Below are 24356 nucleotides of genomic sequence, written 5' to 3'. Positions count from 1 at the left end.
AAAGGTCACCGCGCCATGCCTGGCGACAGTATTAGTCGAACGCAACCGCCGTCCGCCTAGACGTGACCTGAATGGTTCATGTCCTGCCGGAAGGCAAGGAGTGAGCCATGAACGATTTTTCCCCTGTAGCGGACGACGAGGCCGTCGCCATCGCCCGCATCCTTGCCAACGACCACGTTGCCGACGTGGTCGAGGCGCTCAATCATGAATCGCGCGAGACCGCGACGGATCTGCTTTGCGCCGTACCCTTCGAGCGGCTGGTCGAGATTTTCGATCAGCCTGAACTCGAGGGCGCGCCCGAACTCGCGGAGGCCCTGCCCCGGCCCAAGGCAAGCAAGCTGCTCACCGCCATGTCGGTCGACCGGGCGGCCGACATCCTGCGCGAACTCGATGAGCCGGCACGCTCCGAACTGCTCGGTGCGTTGGCGCCGCCGCTGCGTGCGACCCTGCTTTCCATTCTGGGCTATCCCGAAGGCAGCGCCGCATCGATCATGACGACGGAGTTCGTCAGCGTTCCCTCGGACTGGACCGTCGGGCGCACACTCGACTACATCAAAAAGGTGGAGCGGACGCGCGAGACCGTCTACGCGATCTACATCGTCGATCCCGAGACGCACCTTCTGGTGCGGTCGACCGGCCTGCGCCGGCTCATCACCGGCGAGCCGGAAGACTCGATCATGTCGGTGGCGCCAGACCGCGTGCCGGTGACGGTCACCCCGTTGACCGATCGTGAAACCCTGGCGCAGACGATCTCCAAATATGATCTGCTCGCTGTGCCGGTCGTCGACCACGGCAAGATCCTTGGCATCGTCACCATCGACGACATCATCGATACGATGATCGAGGAGACGACGGAGGACGCGCATCGGTTCGGCGGTATGGAGGCGCTCGACGAGCCCTATATGAAGATGAGCTTCCTCGCCATGATCAAGAAGCGCGGCGGCTGGCTGTGCGCGCTGTTCATCTCGGAAATGCTGACCGCCAACGCCATGCAGAGCTATGAGGGGGAGCTGGAGAAGGCGATCGTGCTGACCCTGTTCATCCCGCTGATCATGAGCTCCGGCGGCAATTCCGGCTCGCAGGCGACCTCGCTTGTCATCCGGGCGCTGGCGCTGCGCGAGATCGGTCTTCGTGACTGGTGGCGGGTGGCATTGCGTGAATTGCCCACCGGTCTCGTGCTCGGCGCCATGCTTGGCGTGGTCGGCATCTGCCGCATCGCGCTCTGGCAGTATATGGGCTTCTACGATTACGGCCCGCATTGGCCGCTGATCGCCACCACGGTCGGTGCGGCACTGGTCGGCATCGTCACCTTCGGCTCTTTGTCTGGCTCGATGTTGCCGTTCGCGCTTAAAAGGATCGGTTTCGACCCGGCCAGCGCGTCGGCGCCATTTGTCGCAACGCTGGTCGATGTGACCGGGCTGGTGATCTATTTCTCGGTGGCGATGGTCATCTTGCGCGGCACGCTGCTGTAGCGGCGTCAACTGTCTCCGCTGCCGGCGACCTGCGGCGGCGGAGATTCTCCCTGCCTTCAGACCGGCTTGCCGTAAATCGCGTCGCGGAGCGCATCGGGAAATGCGCCCGTCATGCCGGCGATTGCCGTATTCGTCAGCGCCACCACCGTCAGCTCCAATGCCGGATCCACGAACCAGGAATGACCGTAGACGCCGCCCCAGCGCCATGTGCCGGCGGTTTGAGGCGTCGACGCGGCGAGCGGGTCGCGCAGGACGCCGAATCCGAGCCCCCAGCCCCAGCCAGGCATGGTGGTTTCGAGGCCCGGTGTTGCATCGCAGGTCATCGCTGCGACCGTTTCGGGGCGGATGACTGGCGCACCGCCCGAACGCAGCGCCTCGAGCAGCTTGAGGACATCGCCGGCGGTGCCGTTCATGCCGGTGCCGCCTGAGGCGAAGGAAGCAGGGGCGAAGACACGCCCGGGCGAAAATGAGATGGAACCGTTGCCGAACGGCACGCGGTGATGGTTTCCCATAAGAATGGCCTTGCCCGGCCCATCGGCGTAAGGCGTCACCAGCCGGGATCGATCGCCCACGGCAAACGCCGCGTCATGCATGCCGAGCGGCTGGACGACCAGCCGATCGACCAGCTCCGGCAGCGAGGCGCCAGTGGCTCTCGCCATGGCCTCACCCAGCACATCCATGGCCACCGAATAGCTCCATCCCGTTCCCGGCACGTAGGACAGCGGCACTGAAGCGATACGCTCGAGATTCTCGGCCATGGAGAGGCCGGGCTGGTCGAGACCGTCGGAGACATCGGCGCGATGGTAGGGTCCATCGGCTACCTGGCGAAAACCATAGTCCAGCCCAGCGGTATGGGTCAGCAACTGTCGGATGCTGATGGCCGGTTCGCTGCCATCTGCCAGTTTCGGCCGGAACTCCGGGATGAATTTTGCCACGGGATCATCGAGGTTGATGACGCTGGCCTCGACAAGGGCAAGTGCCGCGGTCGCGACAACAGGTTTGGTCACCGACGCGAGCCGGAAGATCGCATCCTCCCTCATCGATTTCCTGGCCTCACGGTCGGCAAGGCCGGCGGCGCGGCCGTAGATGATTTCGCCGCGCCGGGCGACAAGGATCACGGTGCCGACGATGCGTCCCGCCTCGATCGCCCTGTCGACGACCTGATCGACACGTCCGCCGAAGTCATGATCGAGCGGTTTGGAACCGGTTACGGACATGAATCACCCCATCGGCGGCAGGCGAATGTCAGACGCGCTCGCCGTTCTTCACCCGGTATGTCGGCTTGTACATGGTGACGAGCTCTTCCGCTGCCGTCGGGTGGACGGCCATTGTGCGGTCGAAATCATCCTTGGTCAGGCCGGCCTTCAACGGAATGCCGAGCAGTTGCGCCATCTCGCCGGCATCCGGGCCCAGGATGTGGGCGCCGAGCACTTTCTTCGAAGCGCCGTCGACCACCAGCTTCATCAGCATCTTTTCATCACGACCGGACAATGTGTGCCGCATCGGCCGGAATGTGGCGCGATAAATCTCGATATCGGGGAACCGCTTGACCGCATCATCTTCGGACAGGCCGACAGTGCCGATTTCCGGTTGCGAAAAAACGGCGGTCGCGATCGTATCGTGGTCGGGTGCCGTCGGATTATCCTTGAATGCCGTCTCGATGAAGCACATCGCTTCGTGGATCGCCACCGGCGTCAGCTGGACGCGGTTGGTGACGTCGCCGATCGCCCAGATATTGTCGATGTTGGTGCGGGAATAGTCGTCGACCTTGATCGCGCCGGCCGCGGTCATCTCGATGCCGATGCCCTCCAGGCCCATATTCTCGGTGTTGGGGATACGCCCGATGGCCAGCATGACCTGGTCGACCGTCAGCGTCTGGCCGCTGGACAGAAGGGCGTCGAGCCTGCCATCCGGCCGCTTGCGCACCGATTGGGACACCGAATGGCAGAGTATCTTGATGCCTTTCTTCTCCATGGTCTCGTGCAGCATGCGGCGCAGATCCATGTCGAAGCGGCTGAGGATTTCCTTGCCGCGATAGACCAGGGTGGTGTCGACGCCGAGGCCGTGAAAGATGTTGGCGAACTCGACCGCGATATAGCCGCCGCCTTCGATCATGATCGCCTTTGGCAGTTCCTTGAGGTCAAAAGCCTCGTTGGAGAAGATGCAGTGTTCGTGGCCGGGCAGCGCTGGATGCGCCGCCGGACGGCCGCCGGTGGCGATCAGGATCTGGTCGGCGGTGACGGTACGGTCCTCGCCCAGAAGATGCACCACATGCGGGTCGATGATCATCGCCCGCGAATGATAGGCCTCGCCGCCGGCGCCCTCGACATTCTTCTTGTAGATCGCCTCCAGCCGGCTGATCTCGCGATCCTTGTTGGCGACCAGCGTGCGCCAGTCGAAACTGGCCTCCGGCACCGTCCAGCCATAGCCCGCGGCATCGGCGAAATGCTCCGGAAATTGCGAGGCGTAGACATAGAGCTTCTTCGGCACGCAGCCCCTGATAACGCAGGTGCCGCCGAAGCGGTATTCCTCGGCGATGCCGACGCGCTTGCCGAGTGCAGCGGCGACGCGCGCCGCCCTCACCCCGCCCGAGCCGCCGCCGATGACGAAGAGATCATAGTCATAACCGGCCATGGCGCGGCTCCTTGAACGTCGGGAAATGTGAGTGACAGGTAGGCCGCCAACGGCCAAAAGAAAAGCCCGGACAAGCCGGGCTTCACAGATGGCCACAGAGGCCGATTTGAAAACGCAGGATCAGTTCTGCGTGTCGGCGGGAGCTGTGCCATCGGCGGGTGCGGCGGCGCCGCCATCCGCCGGTGCCGTATCGTCAGCCGGGGCGGCTCCGTCCGCCGGCGCGGTGGTAACAGGGGCAACCGGCGCATTTGCCTTGGCGGACGCGGCCAGCGTTTCGCCGACCTGCTGGGCGAGATCGCGGGCCACGCCGTTTTGCCAGATGTCTGCTGCCTTGATCAGATCACGCGTCACGGCCGGGCCGCTGTCGAGAAGCTTCTTGCCGGCGTCCGAGCTATAGAAGGCCGCGATGTCGGTGAGTTCCTTTTCGGAAAAAACCTTCGCATAGGCCAGAGCCGCTTCCTTCTCGAGATCCGCGCGGCGCGAGGCCAGCGCCAGTGCCTTCTCGCTGATCGTCTTGCCGATCAGTTCCTGCATGTCCGGATTCTTCTGGATGAGCTGCGATTCGAGCGCGGCCGCCGCTTGCGGCAGGATGTTATCGAACGGGTCCGTCGCATGGATCGCTGCAACCGCCGCCCGTGCCGCCTTCAGGTGCGAGTCCGTGACGTCCTGCGAAAACGCCGGCGAGGAGAAGGCGAAAACGGCCGAAGCCGCCAGAACGACGCAAAGGCCGCGAACCCGGTTATGCAACATCATGATTGGTAGAACTCCCTGGTTTTCGGGCGGCATGGACGGTTTGGATACCGTCGCCACCGGCGATGATGGCCGCTGACGCCAGCCCGATGAAAAGACCATGCTCGACCACGCCTGGAATGGCGTGGAGAGCATTCGAAAGCGCTCTTGTATCCGGAATGCGGCCAAAAGATGCATCGAGGATAAAATGGCCGCCGTCTGTAACAAAAGCCTGGCCTCCCGTCATCCTCAATGTAAGCGGGCCGGAAAGGCCGAGATTTTCAGCCGCGGCACCAATCGCAATGGTCGTTGCGCGCAGGCCGAACTGGTTGACTTCGATGGGCAGCGGAAAACGGCCGAGTGTCTCAACCATCTTCGAGCGGTCGGCAATGACGATCATGCGCTGCGAAGCCGCGGCCACGATCTTCTCGCGCAGCAGCGCGCCGCCGCCGCCCTTGATAAGGGTCAGGTCCGGGTCGACCTCATCGGTGCCGTCGATGGTGAGATCGAGTTCGGGCGTTTCCTCAAGCGTCGACAATGGCACGCCAAGCTCGCCGCACAGTGCAGCGGTGCGTTCCGAAGTCGGCACACCGATGACGGTCATGCCGGTGGCGACCTTATCGGCGAGCAGCCGCACGAACTCTTCCGCCGTGGTGCCGGTGCCGATGCCGAGCCGCATCCCGTCGGTGACATGGGCAAGCGCCGCTCGCGCGGCCTCGACCTTCAACTGTCTCGCATCCATGCTGCTTTGCCGCCCTGAAACCGTGTGTGCCGGCTCCTAGCATTTTTGCTCGTCTGGTCAAAGCCCTTGGCGCCTGCCCGCCGCAATGCTTGCCTTGACGCGCCGCAGCCGCTATCGCCTGCCAGTGTACAAACCTGCTCAGGATGGATCATGACTCGCCCGATTATCGTGTTCGACCTCGACGGAACGCTGATCGACACGGCGCCGGACCTGCTCGACAGTCTCAACCACAGCCTGGCCGCCAGCGAGCTTGCGGCCGTCGATGAGGCTGGCTTCAGGCGTTTCGTCGGCCATGGCGGCAGGGTCATGATAGAGCGCGCGCACGCCGCCCAGCAGCGCTCGCTTGATGTCGCCCAGCACGACCGGCTGCTAAAAGTGTTTCTGGATCACTACACCCTCAACATCCCCGGCAAATCCCGCCCCTACCCCGGTGTCATCGAGGCGATCGCGCGCTTCGAAAAGGCGGGCTATCTCCTGGCCATCTGCACCAACAAATACGAGGCCAACTCGCTGGCGCTGATAGAAGCCCTCGGCCTGACCAGCCATTTCGCGGCAATCGCCGGACAGGACACGTTCGCGTTCCGCAAGCCGGATCCGCGCCATCTGATCGAGACCATCAAGCTGGCCGGCGGCGACCCACACCACGCGCTGATGGTCGGCGATTCGCAAACCGACATCGACACGGCCAAGGCCGCCGGCATTCCGGTGGTGGCGGTCGATTTCGGCTATACAGACCGCCATGTGCGCGAATTCGAACCCTCGGCGATCATCTCGCATTTCGACGCGCTGACCGTGGATCTGGCGCAGAAGCTGATCAACGCTGCCGCCGGATACTGATCGGCGACCGGCTTTGCGCGGAAAAACAGGCTCCAAAGTGCGGCAATCCGATCCTTATCAGAACGCGTGACACCGCCTTGACTTAACCCGCAGGCCTCCCTTATATCGCGGCTCGCTTGGCCTTCGGGCAACGAGCGGGCGATTAGCTCAGCGGGAGAGCACACCCTTCACACGGGTGGGGTCGCAGGTTCAATCCCTGCATCGCCCACCATCTACCTTCCTGAAATCGCACTCACGGTTGGCAGCTAACAACTACAGTCCGCCCCTTCCCCGCCAAAGTTCTTCTGCGCGAAATTCAACGCACTGCTGTAGCTGGTATAGCTCTGGAACTGGCAGACGTCGGAGCCGTTCCGCACCTTCATCTGTTCGAGATCCCAGAACGACACCTCGATGTGGTCGTTGGCGCAGTAGACGGTGTACCGTTCCGGCTCCAGCGCCCTGGCTTTCTGCACGGGCATGGAAACGGCCGGGATGGAAAGCACTGACAGTGCAAGCATGACGATATGACGTGAGCGCATATGGATCCCCAGTGAAATGCCAGCACTATGGCTGGAAATATTGAAGCGGCGCATCATGGTTTTTTGGCGGACGTCTTTTTTCCCGCGCGCAGCCGCGAGTCGATGGGCTGAATAGTCCTGCATTCCAGCTACGGAACCAACCAGTATGCCAGCGAGTTTCTCTGCGTCGAAACTTGAGGGAAAACCATGTCCAGATTTCTTGTGGCAACCAGCGTTGCCTTTGTTCTCATCGCCGGCCCGGCTCTGGCCGCGGACGACAACCCGTTGCCGCCGCCCAATGCCAAGAAGCTGTCGGAGATACTGGCCAAGGTGGAGCAGCGCGACGGCTTTCGCTACGTGAAAGAGGTCGACTGGGACAAGGATGCCTACACCGTCACCTACTACACATCTGATAAGGCCAAGGTCGAAATCACCTACGATCCGGTGACGGCCGAGCCCAAATAGGAATCTCGGTAGACATTTCCTCGGACGATCTCGATTGCGAGCCGCCGCAAAAAGTCCACTCTTGGCGTATGATGTGCATGCCAGGGCGCCGGGCAGCGCCTTGCGCTGTCTCTTGGCTTGGGGGTCGTCATGCGATTTTCCGTTCGAACAGATGTCTTGCTGGTCTTTGCCGTCATCCTGACGGGCGGCATGCTTGCGGCGCCTCCGGCGCGGGCCGAGGGGCCATCCTTCGACTGCGCCAAGGCAAGCCTGCCGGCGGAGAAGGCGATCTGCGCCGATCCGCAGCTGTCGGCGATCGATCTGCTGGTTGCCAAGGCCTACAAGGAATTCGAGCCGGCCTTCGGCGGCGACAAGCGCAAGATCGCGCGTGGCTTGATCGCCGACCGCAACGCCTGCAAGAGCGATACCGCCTGCATCGTCAACGCGCTCAACAACGCCTTGCAGACCTATGGCAATGCGCCGTCATGGGTGCAGGATTATAACATCGCCCTGATCGGCAAGAAGGCGCTGGATACTGCCGCACGCAACCCCGGCAACAACGACCAGCCCCTGCCCTCGGCCGTCGGGCAATGCGCGTCCACCCACATCAAGACGCTGACCGCGCGGCTTGGTGACGACCCGCTGGAAACAGCCACGCCCGACGCGGGCAGTGCTGCGACGTTCACCAACGGTGGTGGATCTGTCTCCTATGATCGCGAGCCGGGCCTGGCATCCTCGAAGGTCGGAGAACCCGTCGTAATGTGCCTGATCTCGATACCCAGGGACTGCCCCAAGGACGACGACCGCGGCCGGGTCTATTATTCCATCGACCTGGTCGCCAAGGGGAGCTGGGCCCTGCCGGACTCCGAGCATTTGTGTGGCGGCGCCTGATCACCCTGCTTCGTGATCCACGAAAGCCGCCAAAGCAGCCGCTTGCGCCTCCCCTTGCAACGGATCGTCTTTGATGGGCGACTGGACGGGTTGACTGCGCCGGACGGGGGAATGGGCATGGCGACGGCAAAACACGTGATCAAACGTATATTGATGATGTTAGCCGGCTATCTTGTGGCCGTGCTGATAGGGCTCATCGCCGTGGCGGTAATCTACGCCGCGCTCAGTTCCCTGCCCAACGCGCCCGAGTATTTCGGTTTCGCCGTCGTCACCCCGCTTGCGGCGCTGGTGGTGCCACCGCTGGGCATGTTCATCTACTTTGTGACAATCGTCATAACGGGTCTGCAGACCCTCATCTTCGCGCTGATTGCCGAATTCTTTTCATTGCGCAATGTCCTGCTGCACATGCTCTTCGGCGCAGCGGCTGCTGCCGGCGGCTTCTTTCTCATCTGGCCGACGCAGCCCGAGGACATGAATCCGGAGCGCTGGGCCGACATCGGCATCATCGCTGCTTCCGGCCTCGTTGCAGGGCTGATCTACTGGCTGATTGCAGGTCGGGACGCCGGTTTCCGGCGTCCGCTGTCGGAGCGGTAAAAAGCAGCTCAAGGAAAAAGCGGTTCAACGATCCGACGTTGAACCGCTCCTGGTGCGAAAAGGCCGCGCTCAGCTCGACGGTGAGCGCACAGCTTCAGTGGCGTCCAAGGCCTGCTTCAGCCTGGAGTTCGCGGTCATAGACGTCGCCGAAATACTCGACCTTGCCGGACATGTCGGGCCAGGCGGTGAAATAGGCGACATAGACCGGAATCTTGCGCGTCACGTCCTCGGTCGAATGTCCGTGCTTCAGCTTCTCAGCGATGTAGTCGACATCCGTGCCAAGCACGGCCGCCGCCATGCCGCGCGGGTCCTGCAGACGCACGCAGCCGTGGCTGAGCGCGCGCATATCCTGCTTGAAGAACGATTTCTGCGGCGTGTCATGCATGTAGATCGCATGCTTGTTGGGGAACAAGATCTTCAGCTCACCCAGCGCATTGGCCTCGCTCGGCTGCTGGCGCACATTGTAGGGAATGTTGGCGCCATAAGCGCCCCAGTTCACCGCCGACGACGGAATACGCTTGCCCTTCGCATCGGTCACTTCGTAGCCGGCACGGTCGAGATAGCCGGGGTCGCTGCGCAACCGGGGCAGCATCTCGTTGACGATGATCGACTGCGGCACGCCCCAATAGGGGTGGAAGTCGACTTGCTTGATCTGGTCGTAGAAGAATGCCGTCTGGTTGGTGACGCGGCCGATGACGGCGCGTGTCTTCAGCAGTTCCTGGCCGTTGTCGATGTAGCTCGCGGTAAAGGCCGGCTGATTGATGAACACACGCGGGCTGCCGAGATCGGAAGGCAGCCAGCGCAGTTCTTCCAGCGCCACTTGTACCTTGAGCAGCCTGTCGGCCTTCGACGAGCCCGCCAGCAAGGCAACGGTGCGCGGGCCGATGACGCCGTCGCCCTTCATACCTTCTTTCACTTGCACCGCCTTGATCAGCGGAACGAGCTCGGGCACGTAGACCTCGCTGCTCGCCAGCCGCGACAGGACCTCGCCATAGGTGCCGCCCATGTCGTCATCGAGACTGCGTGCGATCAGCGTCAGCAGCTTCGGCAGTTCGGGGCTGGTTTCGCCTGGCTTGAGCAGCAGCTTGGGATCGACGACGATCTCATTCTCGGCGCTGGCCTGCAGCGATTCCAGCTCGACGCGCAGCGCCTGATATTCCGCATTCTGCGGATGCCGCGATTCGAGGTATGTGCGAACTTCCTGCGTATGCGCCAGCGTCTTCAGCACGCCGCCCAGATCGAGCGGCTTGGCCGGGAAATCATAGTAGCCGGTCATCCGGTTGGGCTCGACACGGCCGTTCTGGGCGTCATGGGCGTAGCGCAACACGCGCGCCGACAGCGCCATCTCGAAGCGCACGAGGTCCTTCAACTTGGCCGCCTCATCCGTCGAGGCCGAATTCGCGGCCGGCACATCGACCGTATAGTCGGCGGGCGTCAGGCCATAGCTGGCTGCTTCGCCAAGCACCCGCACCGCATCCTGGGCGCGGCTGTTGAGGCTGGTTCCGCTTACCCAGATGAAATCCGGGTTGGCCTGGTAGTAGGCGATCAGGGCCTTGGCGATGTCGGGCTCAGCGTAAAGCTCGTAGTCGCTCAAACTGGCAATGGCGTCGTGAAAAGCAGCCCCCGTGGCAGACGGAACGAACGCGGCATCCTGCGGCGTTGCCGGCTGGGGCGCCGCCGACAGCGTCGAGAAGTCGACGCGCACCAGCTTGTCGGCCCTATAGGTGTAGTAGGATGGACTGCTGATCTTGACGCCGCCGCCCGCCGGGGCCTTGGGTCTGTGCTTTGGTGGCGGGGGTGGAAACTCGCCCTGCGGCTGGTGCTTGATGCCGCCGCCGAACAGCATGTCGAACAGCCCTTGCGCACCGGCCTGAGGCGCACCCAGGGCGAGCGTTGCCGCGATCGCCATCAGCGGCAGCGCGGTTGTATTTTTACCGAGGAGTTTCATGAATCACCCGCTCCGGCCGCAACCGGTTCCCGTTCCGCACGCTAGATCGTCTCGCTCACCGCATGGCGGATGTAAGGCGTGACTATACCGATTCATACCGATTTCGTTAAGCTTTCATAAATTTCGGAAAGCCTGTTGCAGAACGGTTTCACAACATCGTGACGGCGGGAGCGCGGGTGTTTTCGCTCCCGCCCGGGAAACTCCGAGAAAATCAGGCGTTGGCACCGCCATCGATGGTCAATGCCGCACCTGTCACGAAATTTCCTTCCGGTCCGGCAAGCCAGGCAACCATGCCGGCAATGTCATCGGCCTTGCCGAAGCGCTGCGTCGCCATCTTCTGGCGCTGGTGTTCGGCATGCGGTCCGTCCGCCGGGTTCATGTCGGTGTCGGTCGAACCGGGATGGACGACATTGGCGGTGATGCCACGTGCGCCGAGATCGCGTGCGAGCGCCTTGGTCAGGCCGACCAGAGCCGCCTTGCTGGTGGAATAGGCACCGAGGCTGGTGTCGGTGACACGTTCGGCGAGATTGCTGCCGATCGAGATGATCCTGCCGCCCTCGCCCATATGCGCCGCTGCCGCCTTCGAGGCGATGAACGGGGCCCTCAGATTGACCGACATGGTCTCGTCGAAATCGGCAAGCGACAGCGTATCGATGGGTGCCGCACGCCAGATTCCTGCACTGTTGACCAGGATGTCCAGCCGGCCGAATGCAGCCACGGTGTCATCGACGGCCCTGTCTATCGCCTCGGGGTCCCGGTTGTCGGCCTTGATCGCGATGGCGCGGCCGCCCTTGGCCTCGATGTCGGCGACGACCGAGCGGGCCTGTTCCTCGCCATGCACATAGGTCAATGCAACATTGGCGCCATCGGCCGCCAGTCTTCGCGCAATCGCTGCTCCGATGCCGCGGCTGCCGCCGGTGACGAGCGCCGCCTTGCCGTTCAAACTGCTGGAAGACATTGGTTTCTCCATTTATGTAGTGATCAATACATAAATACCTGGCAGGCTTGCCCGAGCGCGTCAACTGATTTATGTATCGATCAACACAGAAAAGAGCATCATGTCGGAAAGAGGCCGTCCCCGCACCTTCGATCGAACCGCAGCCTTGCGGCGCGCGATGGAGGTGTTTTGGGCCAAGGGTTATGAAGGCGCGTCGATAAGCGACCTCGCCACCGCGATGGGCATCAATTCGCCCAGCCTTTACGCCGCCTACGGCAGCAAGGAGGCGTTATTCCTTGAGGCTGCGGATTTCTATTCGCGCTTCGAAGGTCCGGATATCTGGCAGGCGCTGGATGAGGCGCCGACCGCGCGGCTGGCGATTGAACTTTTTCTAAGCCGCACTGCAAAGGCCTATTCGCAGACCGATCGTCCGCAAGGCTGTCTGATCACGCTTGGCGCGCTGCATCAGGATTCAACCAGCGGCCTGATCTGCGCCGATCTGCGCCGCCGCCGCGCCGAAAACCATTCTGCCTTGCGCAATCGTCTCGAGCGGGGCGTTGTCGACGGCGAATTGCCTGTCGGCTTCGACTGCGACGCCGTGGCGACCTTCTACGCCACGGTACAGCACGGCATGTCGATCCAGGCGCGCGACGGTGCTTCGTGCACCGCGCTGATGGCGACGGTTGCCGGAGCCATGGCTGCCTGGCAGACGTTGGCGGGCACCGACAGAGCGTGACAAACGCCTGACGTTGTGGTGGAGATTCACACAGCCAGCCCTAAGGCGCGGTCGGGAGGATAAGTCTGTGAAAAAGGGGTATCGCGAACTGCTGGATGAGGCGAACGCCGAGATCGAAGTGGTTTCACCGGAGGAAGCCGCGGGATTACTCGAGGACGAAAGCACGATCTTCGTCGACCTGCGCGATCCGCGCGAGGTGGAACGCGACGGAAAGATACCCGGCGCCAAACATGTCACCCGCGGCATGCTGGAATTCTGGATCGATCCCGAGAGCCCCTATCACAAGCCGTTCTTCGCTTCAGGAAAGAGTTTTGTTTTCTTCTGTGCCGGCGGCTGGCGCTCGGCGCTGGCCACCAAGACGGCGCAGGACATGGGACTTTCCCCCGTCAAGCACATCCTTGGCGGCTACACCGCCTGGAAGGCAGCAGGATTGCCTGTCGAGCCCGGCGAGAAGAAGAAATAGCCCAATGCATGTCGCTCAAAAGTGGTCCCGGTTTTGAGACAACGACATGCGTGGAAACGAGGATTGCCGCTCAGTGAAGCAGCGATGGCTCTCGGGCGACGAAGGCGACGGCGCGTTCGACAACGCCCTTGTCGGCAAGAATGCGGCGGTGGCCGAGCCCGTCAGCCCAGTGCAGCCGCACATGACCTCCGGCGCCGGCATAGCGTTTCGCATGTTCGGCTGGCACTTCACGGTCATCGGGCGCGTGGATGACCAGGGTCGGCACGGGCGCGTGGGCGAGCTGGCGGTCGCCGGTGAATTCATGCAACGGCCGGCCGGACAGGTGTTCGACACGGTCCGCCATGGCGACCTGCGAACGCGGCCCGACATTGAGCATGCGGCTGAAGTCGGCGAAGATCGCCGGCAAGGAACTCGGTGCGGCGATCAGCACAAGACGTCCGGCGGCCAGTGGCGGAATGTTCTTGACCGAACCGGCGATGGCATTGGCGGCAACGGCGCCACCGAAGGAATGTCCAACCGCCGCCACGAACGGACCGAACCATTCGCCGGCGACCCGTACGGCCTCGACAGCGTTGACCATGTTCAGGTGCCGGCCCTGCGAATGGCCATGGCCCGGCAGGTCCAGTGAAACGACCCTGTAGCCGGCCGCGCGATAGCCCTCGATCAACGCACGCATATATTCGGTGCGCGAACGCCAGCCATGGACGACAAGCACCGTGCCAAGGGCTGCCCTGCCCGGCTCCGGCCGGAATTCGTGCACCATGACGCAGCCGGTCTTGGTCTTCAGCCGATGATGGCGCGCCTCCGTCATGAAGTCAGCGGCGCGGCTGATGGCGCGGCGTTCGCCGTCGGTCAGGGCTTTGGCGCTCGGCGTGCGGCAGAACAGTTCGAACGCCGCGCGCCCGGTGATGCGCGGCGCAATATGTTCGGCCGCACCAAATACGCCCCGGATGACCTTCAGCCCGATTGATGCCATAGTGAGAATCCATCCATACGTTCAAGCATGAACATAATAGTTCAAAGATGAACAATAAACAAGAGTTACCTTGGGACAACCCGCGTTTTCGCAACTGGGTCGCGGTGGCGCGCGCCTGCCATGTGCTGGAGCGCACGCTGGCAGTGAAACTCGCGCCGCTGGACCTGAAGCCGGCGCAGCTCGACGTGCTGATGAACCTCTACCGCCATCCCGGCATGTCGCAGCACGACCTTGCCCGCAAGCTGCTGGTCGGCCGTTCCAACATCACCATGCTGTTGCCGCAGCTGGAGACGCGCGGCCTGCTGCGCCGCGAAGGCGACGAGAAGGACAAGCGCATCTTGCGGCTCGCTCTGACCGAAGCCGGCGAGGCCCTGCTGATGCAGGCGCTGAAAGTGCACATGGCGCTGATCGAGAAGGCGATGAGCCAGTCGACACCCGAACAATGCGACATGATCGGCGAACAGATGCGCAAGATCTACGATGTGCTAAAGGAGGCCTAGCACCAAGGTGTGCCGAGATTCAGGTCACCTGAACATCGGTGCACCGGCTACCACATCGTCTTCTTCGCCCGTTCCGGCCATTCCTTGTCATAGGCCTCACCGTCAATGTTCTTGCGGCTGGTGACTTCCAGGATTTTTCCGGGCGTCGGCAGCGATTTCGGATCGACATGCCTTGCCGGGTTCCAGAGCTCGGACCGCACAATGGCGCGGGCGCATTGGAAATAGACTAAATCGACATCGATGACGGTCACCGAGCGTGCCGCCTTGCCGTCGACCATGAAGGACGTGCAAAGCTCGGCGTCGGTGGTGATATGGGCTCGCCCGTTGATGCGCAGCGTGGTGCCGGAGCCCGGCACCAGGAACAGCAGCCCGACGCGCGGGTCGCGAATGATGTTCCGCAGCGAATCGGCGCGGTTGTTGCCGCGCCGATCCGGCATCATCAGCGTTTTCGGATCAACGATACGCACGAAGCCGGCGAGATCGCCGCGCGGCGAACAGTCCAGCCCCTCCGGCCCGCTGGTGGCCAGCGCGACAAAGGGCGAGGCCTCGATGAAGGCGGCATACTCGGGAATGACGTGATCGAGTTCCTTGACCAGCGAGGCTTCGCCTGGAACCCCATAGAGCGCTTCGAGCTGTTCGACCGTGGTGATGCGCGACATCTCTTCCGTCTCCGAACCTTTGCCGGCGCTACTCCACATCGATGACGTTTTCACGACAGCGGCGGGATCAGAGCATGATCCCGAAAAGTGGGAGCCGGTTTTCTCAGACAAACGGTTTCCGTTTGTCCAGAGATCATGCTCCAACAAAAAGCTAGATCAGGATGACGATTGAACCAATCGTCATCCTGATCTAGCGATCGCGGCTCAAGCCTTTTTCCGCAAGCTCCGCCAGATAGGAATTCCAGCGCCCATCCCTCTCGTGGCCGAGCGTGTGCAGGTAGTTCCAGGTGAAGATGCCGGTGTCATGGAAATCGTCAAAGGTGATGCGCACCGCATAGTTGCCGACCGGCTCGATCTTCAGGATCGCCACATTGCGCTTGCCGGGAACCGTCACCCGCTGCTCGGGCGAATGACCTTGCACCTCGGCCGATGGCGAGGCAACGCGCAACAGTTCCGCCGGCAATTCGAATGGCTGGTGATTGGGAAAGGTGACCGACAGCAGTTTGCGGTCCTTGGAGACCCTGAGTTCCTTTGGCGCGGTCATGCTGGTCGATCCCACATCATCCACCCTTCCCTACGCTGCTTCGCCAGTGCGGAAAAGACCGTTTGAGATGAGCCGACATGCGATGTCGGCCCGGGGATGTTACCAAAGATCGAGAAGCGGTATCTTGAATGGCGGGCCGCTTCGTATCACATAGCTGTATATAACGACGCCGGTACCGGCCACGGAAACGCTCAAACATGAACATGATCGACCCCTTCGGTCGCACGATCAGCTATCTCAGAGTGTCGGTCACCGACCGCTGCGATTTCCGTTGCACCTATTGCATGGCTGAGGACATGACCTTCCTGCCGAAGAAGGACCTGTTGTCGCTGGAAGAACTGGACCGGCTCTGCACCGTCTTCATCGAAAAGGGCGTCAGAAGACTGCGCCTCACCGGCGGTGAGCCGCTGGTGCGCAAGAACATCATGCATCTGGTGCGCCAGCTGTCTCGCCATCTCGCAAGCGGCGCGCTGGAAGAACTGACGCTGACCACCAACGGTTCGCAACTGTCGCGTTTCGCTTCCGAACTCGCCGATTGCGGCGTCAGGCGCATCAACGTGTCGCTCGACACGCTCGACGCCGACAAGTTCCACAAGATCACCCGCTGGGGCCATCTCGACAAGGTCATGGCGGGCATTGATGCGGCGCAGGCGGCGGGGCTGAAGGTCAAGCTCAACGCGGTGGCGCTGAAGGATTTCAACGACGCCGAACTGCCCGACATGATGCGCTGGGCACATGGCCGCGGCATGGATCTGACCGTCATCGAAACCATGCCGATGGGCGAGATCGACGCTGACCGCACTGACCAGTATCTGCCGTTGTCGCTGCTGCGCGCCTCGCTGGAGCGCCAGTTCACGCTGACCGACATTCCCTTCAAGACCGGCGGCCCTGCCCGCTATGTCCACGTCGCCGAGACCGGCGGCAAACTCGGCTTCATCACGCCGATGACGCATAATTTCTGCGAAAGCTGCAACCGCGTCCGGCTGACCTGCACCGGCACGCTCTATATGTGTCTCGGTCAGGAGGATGCGGCCGACCTGCGCTCGCCGTTGCGCGCATCCGAGGGCAATGAACTTGTCGCCGACGCGATCGACGAGGCGATCGGCCGCAAGCCGAAAGGTCATGACTTCATCATCGACCGCCGCACCAGCCGACCGTCGGTGTCCCGGCACATGAGTGTGACGGGCGGCTGACCTTCCCGCCGATCTGTGCAAGGATTGCCTTCCAGCATCGGCTTTGGGGCAACACATGCGGCGGGTTTCTCTGACAATGGCGGCTTTCGCGGCGATTGCAGGAAGCAGCGCATTCGCCGCGCCCTCCACCTATGTGAACGAGCGATTCGGAACCGTTTGCACCTTTCCCGACGAGATCTTCACCGATCGTCAGCCCGAGCCTGAAAATGGCGACGGACAGGTCTGGCTGAGCGCGGACGGCGCCAGCCTAACCTGCTCGGGCATCTACAACGTCAACGACGACACGCCGAAAGGCTTTGTCGCTGACGAGAGGGCCAGCAAGGAACCTGGCTACACGGTCACCTACAGCAAGATCGGCAAGGGTTGGGCGGTGCTGTCGGGCATGAAGGACGGAAAGATCTTTTACGAGCGGCGCCTGTTCGGCCGGGATGGCGTCATCCGCACGGTCTGGATCGATTACCCGCCTGCCCTGAAGTCGAAATACGATCCGCTGGTCGGCGCCATTGCCGGCAGCCTCAAGGGACAGTGAGTGTTTCGGATCACACCCCAGAAAAAGTCTTGTGCGCGAACCACCGCCGGATTTACGGCCAGCCTGTTCCGGCCTAGCCTTCGCCCGGAAGCGGCTCATCGCTCACAGGGGGAACACGTCATGCGCAAACTCATTCTTTCTCTTGCGTTGCTTGGCTTCACGGCCCTGCCCGCGGCGGCTCAGTCGATCGGCGGCACCTATACCGTGGCCGGCACGAATTTCGATGGATCGAAATATGGCGGCGAGGCAACGATCACGCTGACCAGCGAGACCACTTGCACGATCCATTGGGAGACTGGCGGCTCGTCCTCTGACGGCATCTGCATGCGCAACGACGACGCCTTTTCCGCTGGCTACGTCATGGGCAAGGATATAGGCCTCGTCGTCTACAAGGTCGGGGAAGACGGGTCGCTGCACGGCCTGTGGACGATCGCCGGCAAGGACGGCAACGGCACCGAGGTGCTGACGCCGAAGAAGTAGGCATCGTTGCTGCCGGATAACTTTCGGGAGGCGATGCGCCTTCCGACAGGATTCGTTCCTGATCCAGGATTGATTTCACACCAGCGGGATTGAATACCCGCCTGGCCCAGCCCTTTGCCATTGCTGTTTCGTGGCGGGCTGTTACAGGCTAGCTTGCCCAGGCAATCGGTAGATGTCTTGCCCCTTTCTCCAAATCTTCGCGGCGCGTTGTTCATGATGGTGGCGATGGTTGGCTTCACGCTCAACGACGCCATCACCAAATATTCTTCGCAATCGATGAACATGGCGCAGGTCATGCTGATCAGAGGGGCATTTGCCTCGCTCTTCGTCGGTCTGCTTGCCTGGCAACGTGGCGCGCTTTTGCGGCCGCGCCTGATGCTGCAGCCTTTGGTGGCAATCCGTGTCCTGGGCGAGGCTGGCGGCACGGTGTCATTTCTCGTAGCGCTTGCCCATTTGCCGATCGGCAGTGTCTCGGCCGTCCTTCAGGCGCTGCCGTTGGCGGTAACGATGGGCGCCGCGCTGTTTTTCGGCGAAGCGGTCGGCTGGCGGCGCTGGCTGGCGATCGCTGTCGGTTTTGTCGGTGTACTGGTCATCGTGCGGCCGGGCTTTGACGGCTTCAGCATCTATTCCCTTTGGGCGCTGGCCAGCGTCGCATGCTGCACCGTGCGCGATCTCGCCACCAAGCGCATCCCACAAGCCACACCGACAATGCTGGTCTCGACCGCCACCGCACTGGCGATGACCATCGTTGGCGCGGTGCTGTTGTCGCCGATGGGCGGCTGGACGTCGATGACCAGCAGAAGCACGGCGCTGCTGGCGCTGGCCGCGGTGCTCGTGCTCATCGGTTATCAAACCATCATCATGGCAATGCGCTCGGGCGAAATCTCCTTCATCGCGCCGTTCCGCTATACGGCGCTGCTCTGGTCCATCCTGCTTGGCTTGATCGTCTTCGGCGATTTCCCTGACATGCCGATGATCGTCGGCGCAGCAATCGTCGTCGGCTCGGGTCTCTATACGCTTTATCGCGAACGGGTGGTCGGCCGGCGAAGGATCGTCGCCGAGAGTACCGGACCGGCCATGGCGCCGGATGGGATCTAGGAAGGTGCTTGCGATTTCCGGCGGCCGGCGTAGAGGCTGGGTGGCATGAAACGGGATGTCGCGGGGATCATTCTGGCCGGCGGCCAGTCAAGGCGGATGGGCGGCGGCGACAAGAGCCTGTTGCCGCTTGGCGACGGCTGCGTGCTTGACCAGGTCCTGGCGCGCTTTGGCCCGCAGCTTGAAACCATGGCGCTGAGCGCCAATGGCGACCCCGCACGCTTCGCCCGTTTCGGCCTGCCGGTGCTTGCCGACACCGTCGGAGGCTTTGCTGGACCGCTCGCCGGAATTCTCACAGGCCTCGAATGGGCCGTTGCCAATACGCCTTGCAAGGCGATCGTCACCGCTGCCGGCGACACGCCTTTCCTGCCGCTTGATCTCGTCGACCGTCTGGCGGCGGCGGCCGGCCATTCCGATTCGATCGCCGTCGCATCGTCGGCCGGCCGGAAACATCCGACCTTCGCGCTGTGGCCGGTCGGATGCCGTGACGCCTTGCGGCATTTCCTGGTCGATGAGGACAACAGGCGGGTGTCGGCCTTCATCGAGCGCCACGGCCATGTCGAGGTGGAGTTCCCGGTCCTGCAATCCGCGAGGCTCGATCCTTTCTTCAACATCAATGTGCCGGACGATCTTGCCGAGGCCTTGCGCCTGTTGCAGAGCATGACGGCATGAACAGACGCGTCTTCGGCATCACCGGCTGGAAAAACTCCGGCAAGACCACACTGACCGAAAAGCTGGTCGCCGAGCTTGTGCGGCGCGGCTGGAAGGTCTCGACGGTCAAACATGCCCATCACGATTTCGACATCGACAAGCCGGGCGCGGACAGCTTCCGCCATCGCCAGGCTGGCGCCACCGAGGTCGCGATCGTGTCCGGCAATCGTTGGGCGCTGATGCACGAATTGCGCGGCGAGGATGAGCCGCCGCTGGACGAGGTCCTCTCGCGGCTCGCGCCCTGCGATATCGTGCTGGTGGAAGGCTACAAGCGCGAAGCCCACCGCAAGATCGAAACCAGGCGGCTGGAAGCCAAGGATCGGACTCCTCTTTCAGCGGGCGATCCCAATATTGTCGCTGTTGCCGCGGATTTCGCCGCCGCGGACAACAGCCTGCCGGTATTCGACCTCGACGACGCAAAATCCATAGTCGACTTCATCGAGCGGACAACCGGCCTCGTTGCTTGAGATGTAACGTAACGGCAGAACCCCATTACCGATTTTGGTGGTTTTGCAGTTGCTTTTTTCTTGGAAAGAGTGGGAGTATCGCGCCAGCGGGCGGTCAAAAGCACCGCCCCACAGAGCCGTTTCGGAACGACGGCCGGGACCATAAAGAGAGGACTATCATGCGTATTGCACTGCGTATCGCGCTCGCCGCATCGGCTGCGCTGCTGACGCTCGGCGTAGCCCAGGCCCAGGAAAAGACCCTGCGGATCGGCACCGAAGGCGCCTACCCCCCTTTCAACAACCTGACCTCCGACGGCAAGCTCGTCGGCTTCGACATCGACATCGCCCAGGCGCTTTGCGATCAGATGAAGGTCAAGTGCACCTTCGTCGCCCAGGATTGGGACGGCATCATCCCGGCGCTTCAGGCCGGCAAGTTCGACGCCATCGTCGCCTCGATGTCGATTACGCCGGAGCGCAAGGAGAAGGTCGACTTCTCGCACAAATACTACAACACGCCTTCGGCGCTTGCCGTGCCGAAGAACTCGACGCTGAAGGGCGTGACCAAGGCGGATCTCGCCGGCAAGACCGTCGGCGTCGCCACGACGACCACCCATTTCAACTACGCCTCGAAGACCTACACCGACAGCACCGTGAAGGGCTATCCAAGCAGCCCCGAGGAGCAGGCAGATCTTGCCAATGGTCGTCTCGACGCCATCGAGGACGATATCGTCGTGCTGCAGCAATGGCTGGATACGCCTGATGGTGCCTGCTGCAAGATTCTCGGCCAGCCGTCGCCGCAGCCTGTGGAGATCTTCGGACCCGGTGCCGGCATCGCGGTGCGCAAGGGTGAAACGGATCTTGTCAATCAGCTCAACTCGGCCATCGACGCCATCCGCGCCAATGGAAAATACAAGGAAATCAACGACAAGTATTTCAAGTTCGACGTCTACGGCGCCGAGTCCTGATAGACAGGATCAAGACGGCGGGGGGAATTCCCCGCCGTCTTTCTATTCATCCTGGGAACGCCGTGGAGATAAGATTCGTCAATGCCAGCCCAAAGCATATGGACACTGCTCAGTTGGGGACCTGATGGCTGGAGTGACGATATTGCGTATGGCGTCGCAGTAACGGTCCTGCTTGCGCTGGCGACGCTCCCCATTGGTTTGGCGATCGGCTTTTTTATCGCGCTGGCCAAGCAGTCTGAAGAGCCCTCGCTGCGCCTCGCCGCCAACATCTACACCACGGTCTTCCGTGGCCTGCCGGAGTTGGTGACACTTTTCCTGTTTTTCTTCGGCATGCCGATCCTGCTGCAGCATCTCGTCAGATTTTTCTGGCCAGACGCGACAATCGACGTCAACAGCTTCGTTGCGGGCATGATCGTGCTCTCGCTGATCTTTTCGTCCTATGCCAGCGAGGTTTTCCTTTCGGCATTCCGCGCCATACCGAAAGGCCAGTACGAAGGCGGCTACGCCATCGGTCTTTCGTACTGGCTGACAATGCGCAAGGTGATCCTGCCGCAGTTGTTACGGATCGCCTTCCCCGGCCTGGAGAATTGTTGGCTCAGCCTGTTGAAGGACACCTCGCTGGTGTCGGTCGTCGGTCTCGCCGAGACCTTGCGCAACGCCGGCGTGGCCGCTCGCGTGACCAAGCATTCCTTCCTGTTTTACGGCGTGGCGGCGCTGGTCTTTCTCTGCCTGGCAGTCGTGTCGTCTTTCGCCACCAGCGCCATTTTGCGCTCGCTCGGCCGACGTGAGGCGCAACGATGAGCGCCACGGCCGCCATGGTTGAACCGCCACCGCCGCAGCTGCGCGGCTGGCCGCGCAAGCGCCTCGTCGGCTATGCGCTGGTCGGTGTTTGGATAGCCTTTGGCCTTGGCATCGTCAGCTACCTGTTCTTTGCCTGGAATGCCGCCTTCTTCGCCAAATATGCGCCGGCCTATCTGCAGGGTCTGGGGGTCACCCTGTCGCTGGTGGCCATTTCGATGGTGCTCGGCGCCGCCTTGTCCGTGCCTGTTGCCTATGGGCGCATGTCCAGGAACGGTATCCTGTCCGGCCTTGCCTATTGCTACGTCTATTTCTTTCGGGGCACGCCGCTACTGGTTCAGACGTTCCTGGTCTATTACGGTCTGGGTTCGTTCCGGCCGGAGCTCCAGATGATTGGGCTCTGGGATTTTTTCAAAGACGCCTTTAATTGCGGCGTCTTCGCCTTTGCGCTCAACACCGCCGCCTACCAGGCGGAAATCCTGCGCGGCGCCATCGAGAGCGTATCAAGGGGCCAATGGGAAGGCGCTGCCTCGCTTGGCCTGCACAAATTGCAGACGCTGCGCAAGATCATCCTGCCGCAGGCGTTGATTGTCGCCTTGCGGCCTTATGGCAACGAGCTGATCCTGATGATCAAGGCGTCCGCCATCGTTGCCATCATCACCGTCTACGATCTGATGGGTAACGCGAAACTCGCCTTCGCCAACTCGTTCGACATCCAGGCCTATATCTGGGTCGCCCTGGTCTACCTTGTCATGGTCGAGTTGCTGCGCCATGGCGTCGAATGGATCGAGCGCCGGATCACCATCCACCTGAAACGCTGACCTTTTCCCACTCGGCTGTGCCAGTCGATCGGTCTGGACACGTCTTGACGAATTGAGCGCAGGGCCTAGAGCTTTCGCAGCAATTTCGTTTTTCCGTCTGAAGGGCAAGCTCATGGCATCTGTGGCATTTCTCGGTCTTGGCGTAATGGGTTATCCGATGGCCGGACACCTCCGCAACAAGGGCGGCCACGACGTCACCGTCTACAACCGCACCAGGGCGAAGGCCGAGCAATGGGTCGGCCAGCACGGTGGCAGCTTTGCCGAGACGCCGGTGGAGGCAGCAAGGGACAAGGACTTTGTCTTCTCCTGCGTCGGCAATGACGACGATCTGCGTTCGGTGACGACAGGTCCGCAAGGCGCCTTCCAATCGATGAAGAAAGGCTCGGTGTTCATCGACAACACCACGGCCTCGGCAGAAGTCGCGCGCGAACTGGCGGCAGCAGCGCAAGCAGGTGGGTTTTCATTCCTCGACGCACCGGTTTCCGGCGGCCAGGCCGGCGCCGAGAACGGCGTGCTGACCGTCATGGTCGGCGGCGACCAGGCTGCCTTCGACAAGGCGCGGCCGGTCATCGACGCCTTTGCCCGCATGGTCGGGCTGATGGGTCCGGCAGGCTCCGGCCAGCTTACCAAGATGATCAACCAGATCACGATTGCCGGCCTTGTACAGGGCCTGGCCGAAGGCATTCATTTCGGTAAGAAGGCCGGGCTCGACATCGAGAAGGTGATCGAGGTGATCTCCAAGGGTGCGGCCGGTTCCTGGCAGATGGAGAACCGGCACAAGACGATGAATGCAGGAAAATATGATTTCGGCTTTGCCGTCGACTGGATGCGCAAGGATCTCGGCATCTGCCTGGATGAAGCCGACCGCAACGGCGCCAGACTGCCGGTGACTGCGCTTGTCGACCAGTTCTACAAGGATGTGCAGGCGATGGGCGGCAAGCGCTGGGATACGTCCTCGCTGTTGGCGCGTCTGGAGAAGTAGGCGATCATGTCCCTGCCCGCTCCAGATTGGACCGCTCAGGACATTATCACTCATCTGCGCTCGATCGGCACCGCGGAAAACCGCGCCGGCATGGCGCGGTTCGGCATCAACACCGCGACCGCGCTCGGCGTCGGCAATACGGATTTGCGGCCATTGGCACGCAAGCTGAAGCGCAACCATGAGCGATCCCTGGCGCTGTGGGCCAGCGGCATTCGCGAAGCGCGGCTGATGGCGGCTTTCACCGGCGAGCCAAAGAAGATCACCATCGAGGAATGCCGCCGCTGGGCCGACGATTTCGATTCCTGGGAAGTCGTCGACACCGTCTCTGATCTGTTCGTCGATACGCCGTTTTGGCGGACGCTGATCGAGGTGTTTGCGGCCGACGAGCGCGAATTCGTCCGCCGCACGGCCTTTGCCATGCTGGCATGGGCAGCCGTGCATTTGAAAAAGGAACCGGACGGGACGTTCCTCTCCTATTTGCCTCTGATCGAAGCCCATGCCGGCGATGAGCGCAACTTCGTCAGGAAGGCGGTCAACTGGGCGCTGCGGCAGATCGGCAAGCGATCGATGAGCCTGCACGCCCCTGCCCTGGCCCTGGCGCAGCAACTTGCCGGCTCACAAGACAAGACGGCACGCTGGATCGGCAAGGACGCCGTGAAGGAACTGTCGGATGCCAAAACGCTAGAACGCCTCGCTGCCAGAGGGGTTTGAATGGCCCGGTCTCGCCGACATG

The 24356-nt window shown here is 62.1% G+C and carries 28 protein-coding genes, 1 tRNA gene and 1 pseudogene; 20 read left to right on the top strand and 10 right to left on the bottom strand.

Features of this window, described 5'->3' with window-relative positions:
* Nucleotides 1–107: 107 nt before the first annotated feature.
* Complete coding sequence (mgtE, locus tag ACZYHG_RS23190; protein WP_027028959.1) at nucleotides 108–1472, top strand: magnesium transporter; 1365 nt, start codon at nucleotides 108–110, stop codon at nucleotides 1470–1472.
* Nucleotides 1473–1528: 56 nt separating this feature from the next.
* On the opposite strand, the gene ACZYHG_RS23185 is transcribed toward mgtE, so the two are convergent.
* The 4 genes from ACZYHG_RS23185 to rpiA all read right to left on the bottom strand — a co-directional run bounded on the left by ACZYHG_RS23185 (nucleotide 1529) and on the right by rpiA (nucleotide 5577).
* Nucleotides 1529–2689, bottom strand: coding sequence for a serine hydrolase domain-containing protein (locus tag ACZYHG_RS23185; protein ID WP_464610549.1), 1161 nt, complete (start codon nucleotides 2687–2689; stop codon nucleotides 1529–1531).
* A gap of 28 nt (nucleotides 2690–2717) precedes the next feature.
* A complete protein-coding gene (gene gor, locus ACZYHG_RS23180) occupies nucleotides 2718–4106 on the bottom strand; it encodes a glutathione-disulfide reductase (RefSeq protein ID WP_464610548.1) in 1389 nt (462 codons plus the stop codon).
* 120 nt (nucleotides 4107–4226) lie between these two features.
* Complete coding sequence (locus tag ACZYHG_RS23175) at nucleotides 4227–4859, bottom strand: DUF2059 domain-containing protein (RefSeq protein WP_464610547.1); 633 nt, start codon at nucleotides 4857–4859, stop codon at nucleotides 4227–4229.
* Nucleotides 4846–5577 carry a ribose-5-phosphate isomerase RpiA gene (gene rpiA / locus ACZYHG_RS23170; protein WP_464610546.1) on the bottom strand — a complete coding sequence of 244 codons (732 nt, stop codon included), beginning with the start codon at nucleotides 5575–5577 and terminating at the stop codon, nucleotides 4846–4848. The genes ACZYHG_RS23175 and rpiA overlap by 14 nt, the downstream gene beginning before the upstream one ends.
* A gap of 150 nt (nucleotides 5578–5727) precedes the next feature.
* Here rpiA and ACZYHG_RS23165 point away from each other — a divergent pair, with 150 nt between their 5' ends.
* Together ACZYHG_RS23165 and ACZYHG_RS23160 are read left to right on the top strand one after the other, a co-directional pair.
* Complete coding sequence (locus ACZYHG_RS23165) at nucleotides 5728–6414, top strand: phosphoglycolate phosphatase (RefSeq protein ID WP_464610545.1); 687 nt, start codon at nucleotides 5728–5730, stop codon at nucleotides 6412–6414.
* A gap of 136 nt (nucleotides 6415–6550) precedes the next feature.
* Nucleotides 6551–6625: transfer RNA gene (locus tag ACZYHG_RS23160), tRNA-Val, on the top strand.
* Nucleotides 6626–6659: 34 nt separating this feature from the next.
* Here ACZYHG_RS23160 and ACZYHG_RS23155 read toward each other — a convergent pair.
* A complete protein-coding gene (locus tag ACZYHG_RS23155; protein WP_464610544.1) occupies nucleotides 6660–7055 on the bottom strand; it encodes a hypothetical protein in 396 nt (131 codons plus the stop codon).
* 63 nt (nucleotides 7056–7118) lie between these two features.
* Here ACZYHG_RS23155 and ACZYHG_RS23150 point away from each other — a divergent pair, with 63 nt between their 5' ends.
* From ACZYHG_RS23150 to ACZYHG_RS23140, 3 genes are all read left to right on the top strand, one after another.
* Nucleotides 7119–7376: a PepSY domain-containing protein gene (locus ACZYHG_RS23150; RefSeq protein WP_464610543.1), complete on the top strand. Its 258-nt coding sequence runs from the start codon at nucleotides 7119–7121 to the stop codon at nucleotides 7374–7376.
* Nucleotides 7377–7505: 129 nt separating this feature from the next.
* Nucleotides 7506–8246: a lysozyme inhibitor LprI family protein gene (locus tag ACZYHG_RS23145; RefSeq protein ID WP_464610542.1), complete on the top strand. Its 741-nt coding sequence runs from the start codon at nucleotides 7506–7508 to the stop codon at nucleotides 8244–8246.
* 111 nt (nucleotides 8247–8357) lie between these two features.
* On the top strand, nucleotides 8358–8840 hold the full coding sequence (locus ACZYHG_RS23140; RefSeq protein ID WP_464614769.1) for a hypothetical protein: 483 nt from the start codon (nucleotides 8358–8360) through the stop codon (nucleotides 8838–8840).
* A 69-nt stretch (nucleotides 8841–8909) separates the two neighbouring features.
* On the opposite strand, the pseudogene ACZYHG_RS23135 reads toward ACZYHG_RS23140, so the two are convergent.
* Nucleotides 8910–10788 (bottom strand): annotated as a pseudogene (locus ACZYHG_RS23135) (L,D-transpeptidase family protein).
* 211 nt (nucleotides 10789–10999) lie between these two features.
* Nucleotides 11000–11746, bottom strand: coding sequence for a 3-oxoacyl-ACP reductase family protein (locus tag ACZYHG_RS23130; protein WP_464610541.1), 747 nt, complete (start codon nucleotides 11744–11746; stop codon nucleotides 11000–11002).
* 100 nt (nucleotides 11747–11846) lie between these two features.
* Between ACZYHG_RS23130 and ACZYHG_RS23125 the strand changes: the two genes are divergently transcribed.
* Both ACZYHG_RS23125 and ACZYHG_RS23120 read left to right on the top strand, forming a co-directional pair.
* A complete protein-coding gene (locus ACZYHG_RS23125; RefSeq protein WP_464610540.1) occupies nucleotides 11847–12461 on the top strand; it encodes a TetR/AcrR family transcriptional regulator in 615 nt (204 codons plus the stop codon).
* A gap of 67 nt (nucleotides 12462–12528) precedes the next feature.
* Nucleotides 12529–12924 (top strand): rhodanese-like domain-containing protein, encoded by a 396-nt coding sequence (locus tag ACZYHG_RS23120; RefSeq protein WP_464610539.1) that lies wholly within the window; start codon nucleotides 12529–12531, stop codon nucleotides 12922–12924.
* Nucleotides 12925–12994: 70 nt separating this feature from the next.
* Here ACZYHG_RS23120 and ACZYHG_RS23115 read toward each other — a convergent pair whose 3' ends face one another.
* Nucleotides 12995–13900, bottom strand: a complete 906-nt coding sequence (locus ACZYHG_RS23115; RefSeq protein WP_464610538.1) for an alpha/beta hydrolase — start codon at nucleotides 13898–13900, stop codon at nucleotides 12995–12997.
* Between the two features lie 47 nt (nucleotides 13901–13947).
* Here ACZYHG_RS23115 and ACZYHG_RS23110 point away from each other — a divergent pair, with 47 nt between their 5' ends.
* Nucleotides 13948–14400 carry a MarR family winged helix-turn-helix transcriptional regulator gene (locus ACZYHG_RS23110; RefSeq protein ID WP_027028975.1) on the top strand — a complete coding sequence of 151 codons (453 nt, stop codon included), beginning with the start codon at nucleotides 13948–13950 and terminating at the stop codon, nucleotides 14398–14400.
* A gap of 47 nt (nucleotides 14401–14447) precedes the next feature.
* Here ACZYHG_RS23110 and ACZYHG_RS23105 read toward each other — a convergent pair whose 3' ends face one another.
* Both ACZYHG_RS23105 and ACZYHG_RS23100 read right to left on the bottom strand, forming a co-directional pair.
* Complete coding sequence (locus ACZYHG_RS23105) at nucleotides 14448–15059, bottom strand: pyridoxamine 5'-phosphate oxidase family protein (protein WP_464610537.1); 612 nt, start codon at nucleotides 15057–15059, stop codon at nucleotides 14448–14450.
* Nucleotides 15060–15249: 190 nt separating this feature from the next.
* A complete protein-coding gene (locus tag ACZYHG_RS23100) occupies nucleotides 15250–15603 on the bottom strand; it encodes a gamma-butyrobetaine hydroxylase family protein (protein WP_464610536.1) in 354 nt (117 codons plus the stop codon).
* A gap of 197 nt (nucleotides 15604–15800) precedes the next feature.
* On the opposite strand from ACZYHG_RS23100, the gene moaA reads away from it, so the two are divergent.
* The 11 genes from moaA to ACZYHG_RS23045 all read left to right on the top strand — a co-directional run bounded on the left by moaA (nucleotide 15801) and on the right by ACZYHG_RS23045 (nucleotide 24334).
* Nucleotides 15801–16796 carry a GTP 3',8-cyclase MoaA gene (gene moaA / locus ACZYHG_RS23095; protein ID WP_464610535.1) on the top strand — a complete coding sequence of 332 codons (996 nt, stop codon included), beginning with the start codon at nucleotides 15801–15803 and terminating at the stop codon, nucleotides 16794–16796.
* A gap of 55 nt (nucleotides 16797–16851) precedes the next feature.
* Nucleotides 16852–17325: a hypothetical protein gene (locus tag ACZYHG_RS23090; RefSeq protein WP_464610534.1), complete on the top strand. Its 474-nt coding sequence runs from the start codon at nucleotides 16852–16854 to the stop codon at nucleotides 17323–17325.
* A 120-nt stretch (nucleotides 17326–17445) separates the two neighbouring features.
* Nucleotides 17446–17805 carry a hypothetical protein gene (locus tag ACZYHG_RS23085; protein WP_027061703.1) on the top strand — a complete coding sequence of 120 codons (360 nt, stop codon included), beginning with the start codon at nucleotides 17446–17448 and terminating at the stop codon, nucleotides 17803–17805.
* Between the two features lie 177 nt (nucleotides 17806–17982).
* Nucleotides 17983–18903: a DMT family transporter gene (locus tag ACZYHG_RS23080; protein ID WP_464610533.1), complete on the top strand. Its 921-nt coding sequence runs from the start codon at nucleotides 17983–17985 to the stop codon at nucleotides 18901–18903.
* A 45-nt stretch (nucleotides 18904–18948) separates the two neighbouring features.
* A complete protein-coding gene (gene mobA / locus ACZYHG_RS23075) occupies nucleotides 18949–19572 on the top strand; it encodes a molybdenum cofactor guanylyltransferase MobA (RefSeq protein ID WP_464610532.1) in 624 nt (207 codons plus the stop codon).
* Nucleotides 19569–20078, top strand: a complete 510-nt coding sequence (gene mobB, locus ACZYHG_RS23070; RefSeq protein WP_464610531.1) for a molybdopterin-guanine dinucleotide biosynthesis protein B — start codon at nucleotides 19569–19571, stop codon at nucleotides 20076–20078. The genes mobA and mobB overlap by 4 nt, the downstream gene beginning before the upstream one ends.
* Nucleotides 20079–20236: 158 nt before the next feature.
* Nucleotides 20237–21022: an ABC transporter substrate-binding protein gene (locus tag ACZYHG_RS23065; protein ID WP_464610530.1), complete on the top strand. Its 786-nt coding sequence runs from the start codon at nucleotides 20237–20239 to the stop codon at nucleotides 21020–21022.
* 81 nt (nucleotides 21023–21103) lie between these two features.
* Entirely contained in the window at nucleotides 21104–21823 is a 720-nt protein-coding gene (locus ACZYHG_RS23060; protein ID WP_464610529.1) for an ABC transporter permease, read from the top strand.
* Complete coding sequence (locus tag ACZYHG_RS23055) at nucleotides 21820–22641, top strand: ABC transporter permease (protein WP_464610528.1); 822 nt, start codon at nucleotides 21820–21822, stop codon at nucleotides 22639–22641. The genes ACZYHG_RS23060 and ACZYHG_RS23055 overlap by 4 nt, the downstream gene beginning before the upstream one ends.
* A gap of 112 nt (nucleotides 22642–22753) precedes the next feature.
* A complete protein-coding gene (locus ACZYHG_RS23050) occupies nucleotides 22754–23623 on the top strand; it encodes an NAD(P)-dependent oxidoreductase (RefSeq protein WP_464610527.1) in 870 nt (289 codons plus the stop codon).
* A gap of 6 nt (nucleotides 23624–23629) precedes the next feature.
* The gene (locus ACZYHG_RS23045; RefSeq protein WP_464610526.1) at nucleotides 23630–24334 is read left to right on the top strand and encodes a DNA alkylation repair protein; all 705 of its coding nucleotides are present in this window, start codon (nucleotides 23630–23632) and stop codon (nucleotides 24332–24334) included.
* Nucleotides 24335–24356 lie beyond the last annotated feature (22 nt).

This window comes from Mesorhizobium subarcticum, assembly GCF_055456085.1.
The sequence above is the reverse complement of the archived record's forward strand: the minus strand, read 5'-3'. Positions and strand labels throughout refer to the sequence as shown.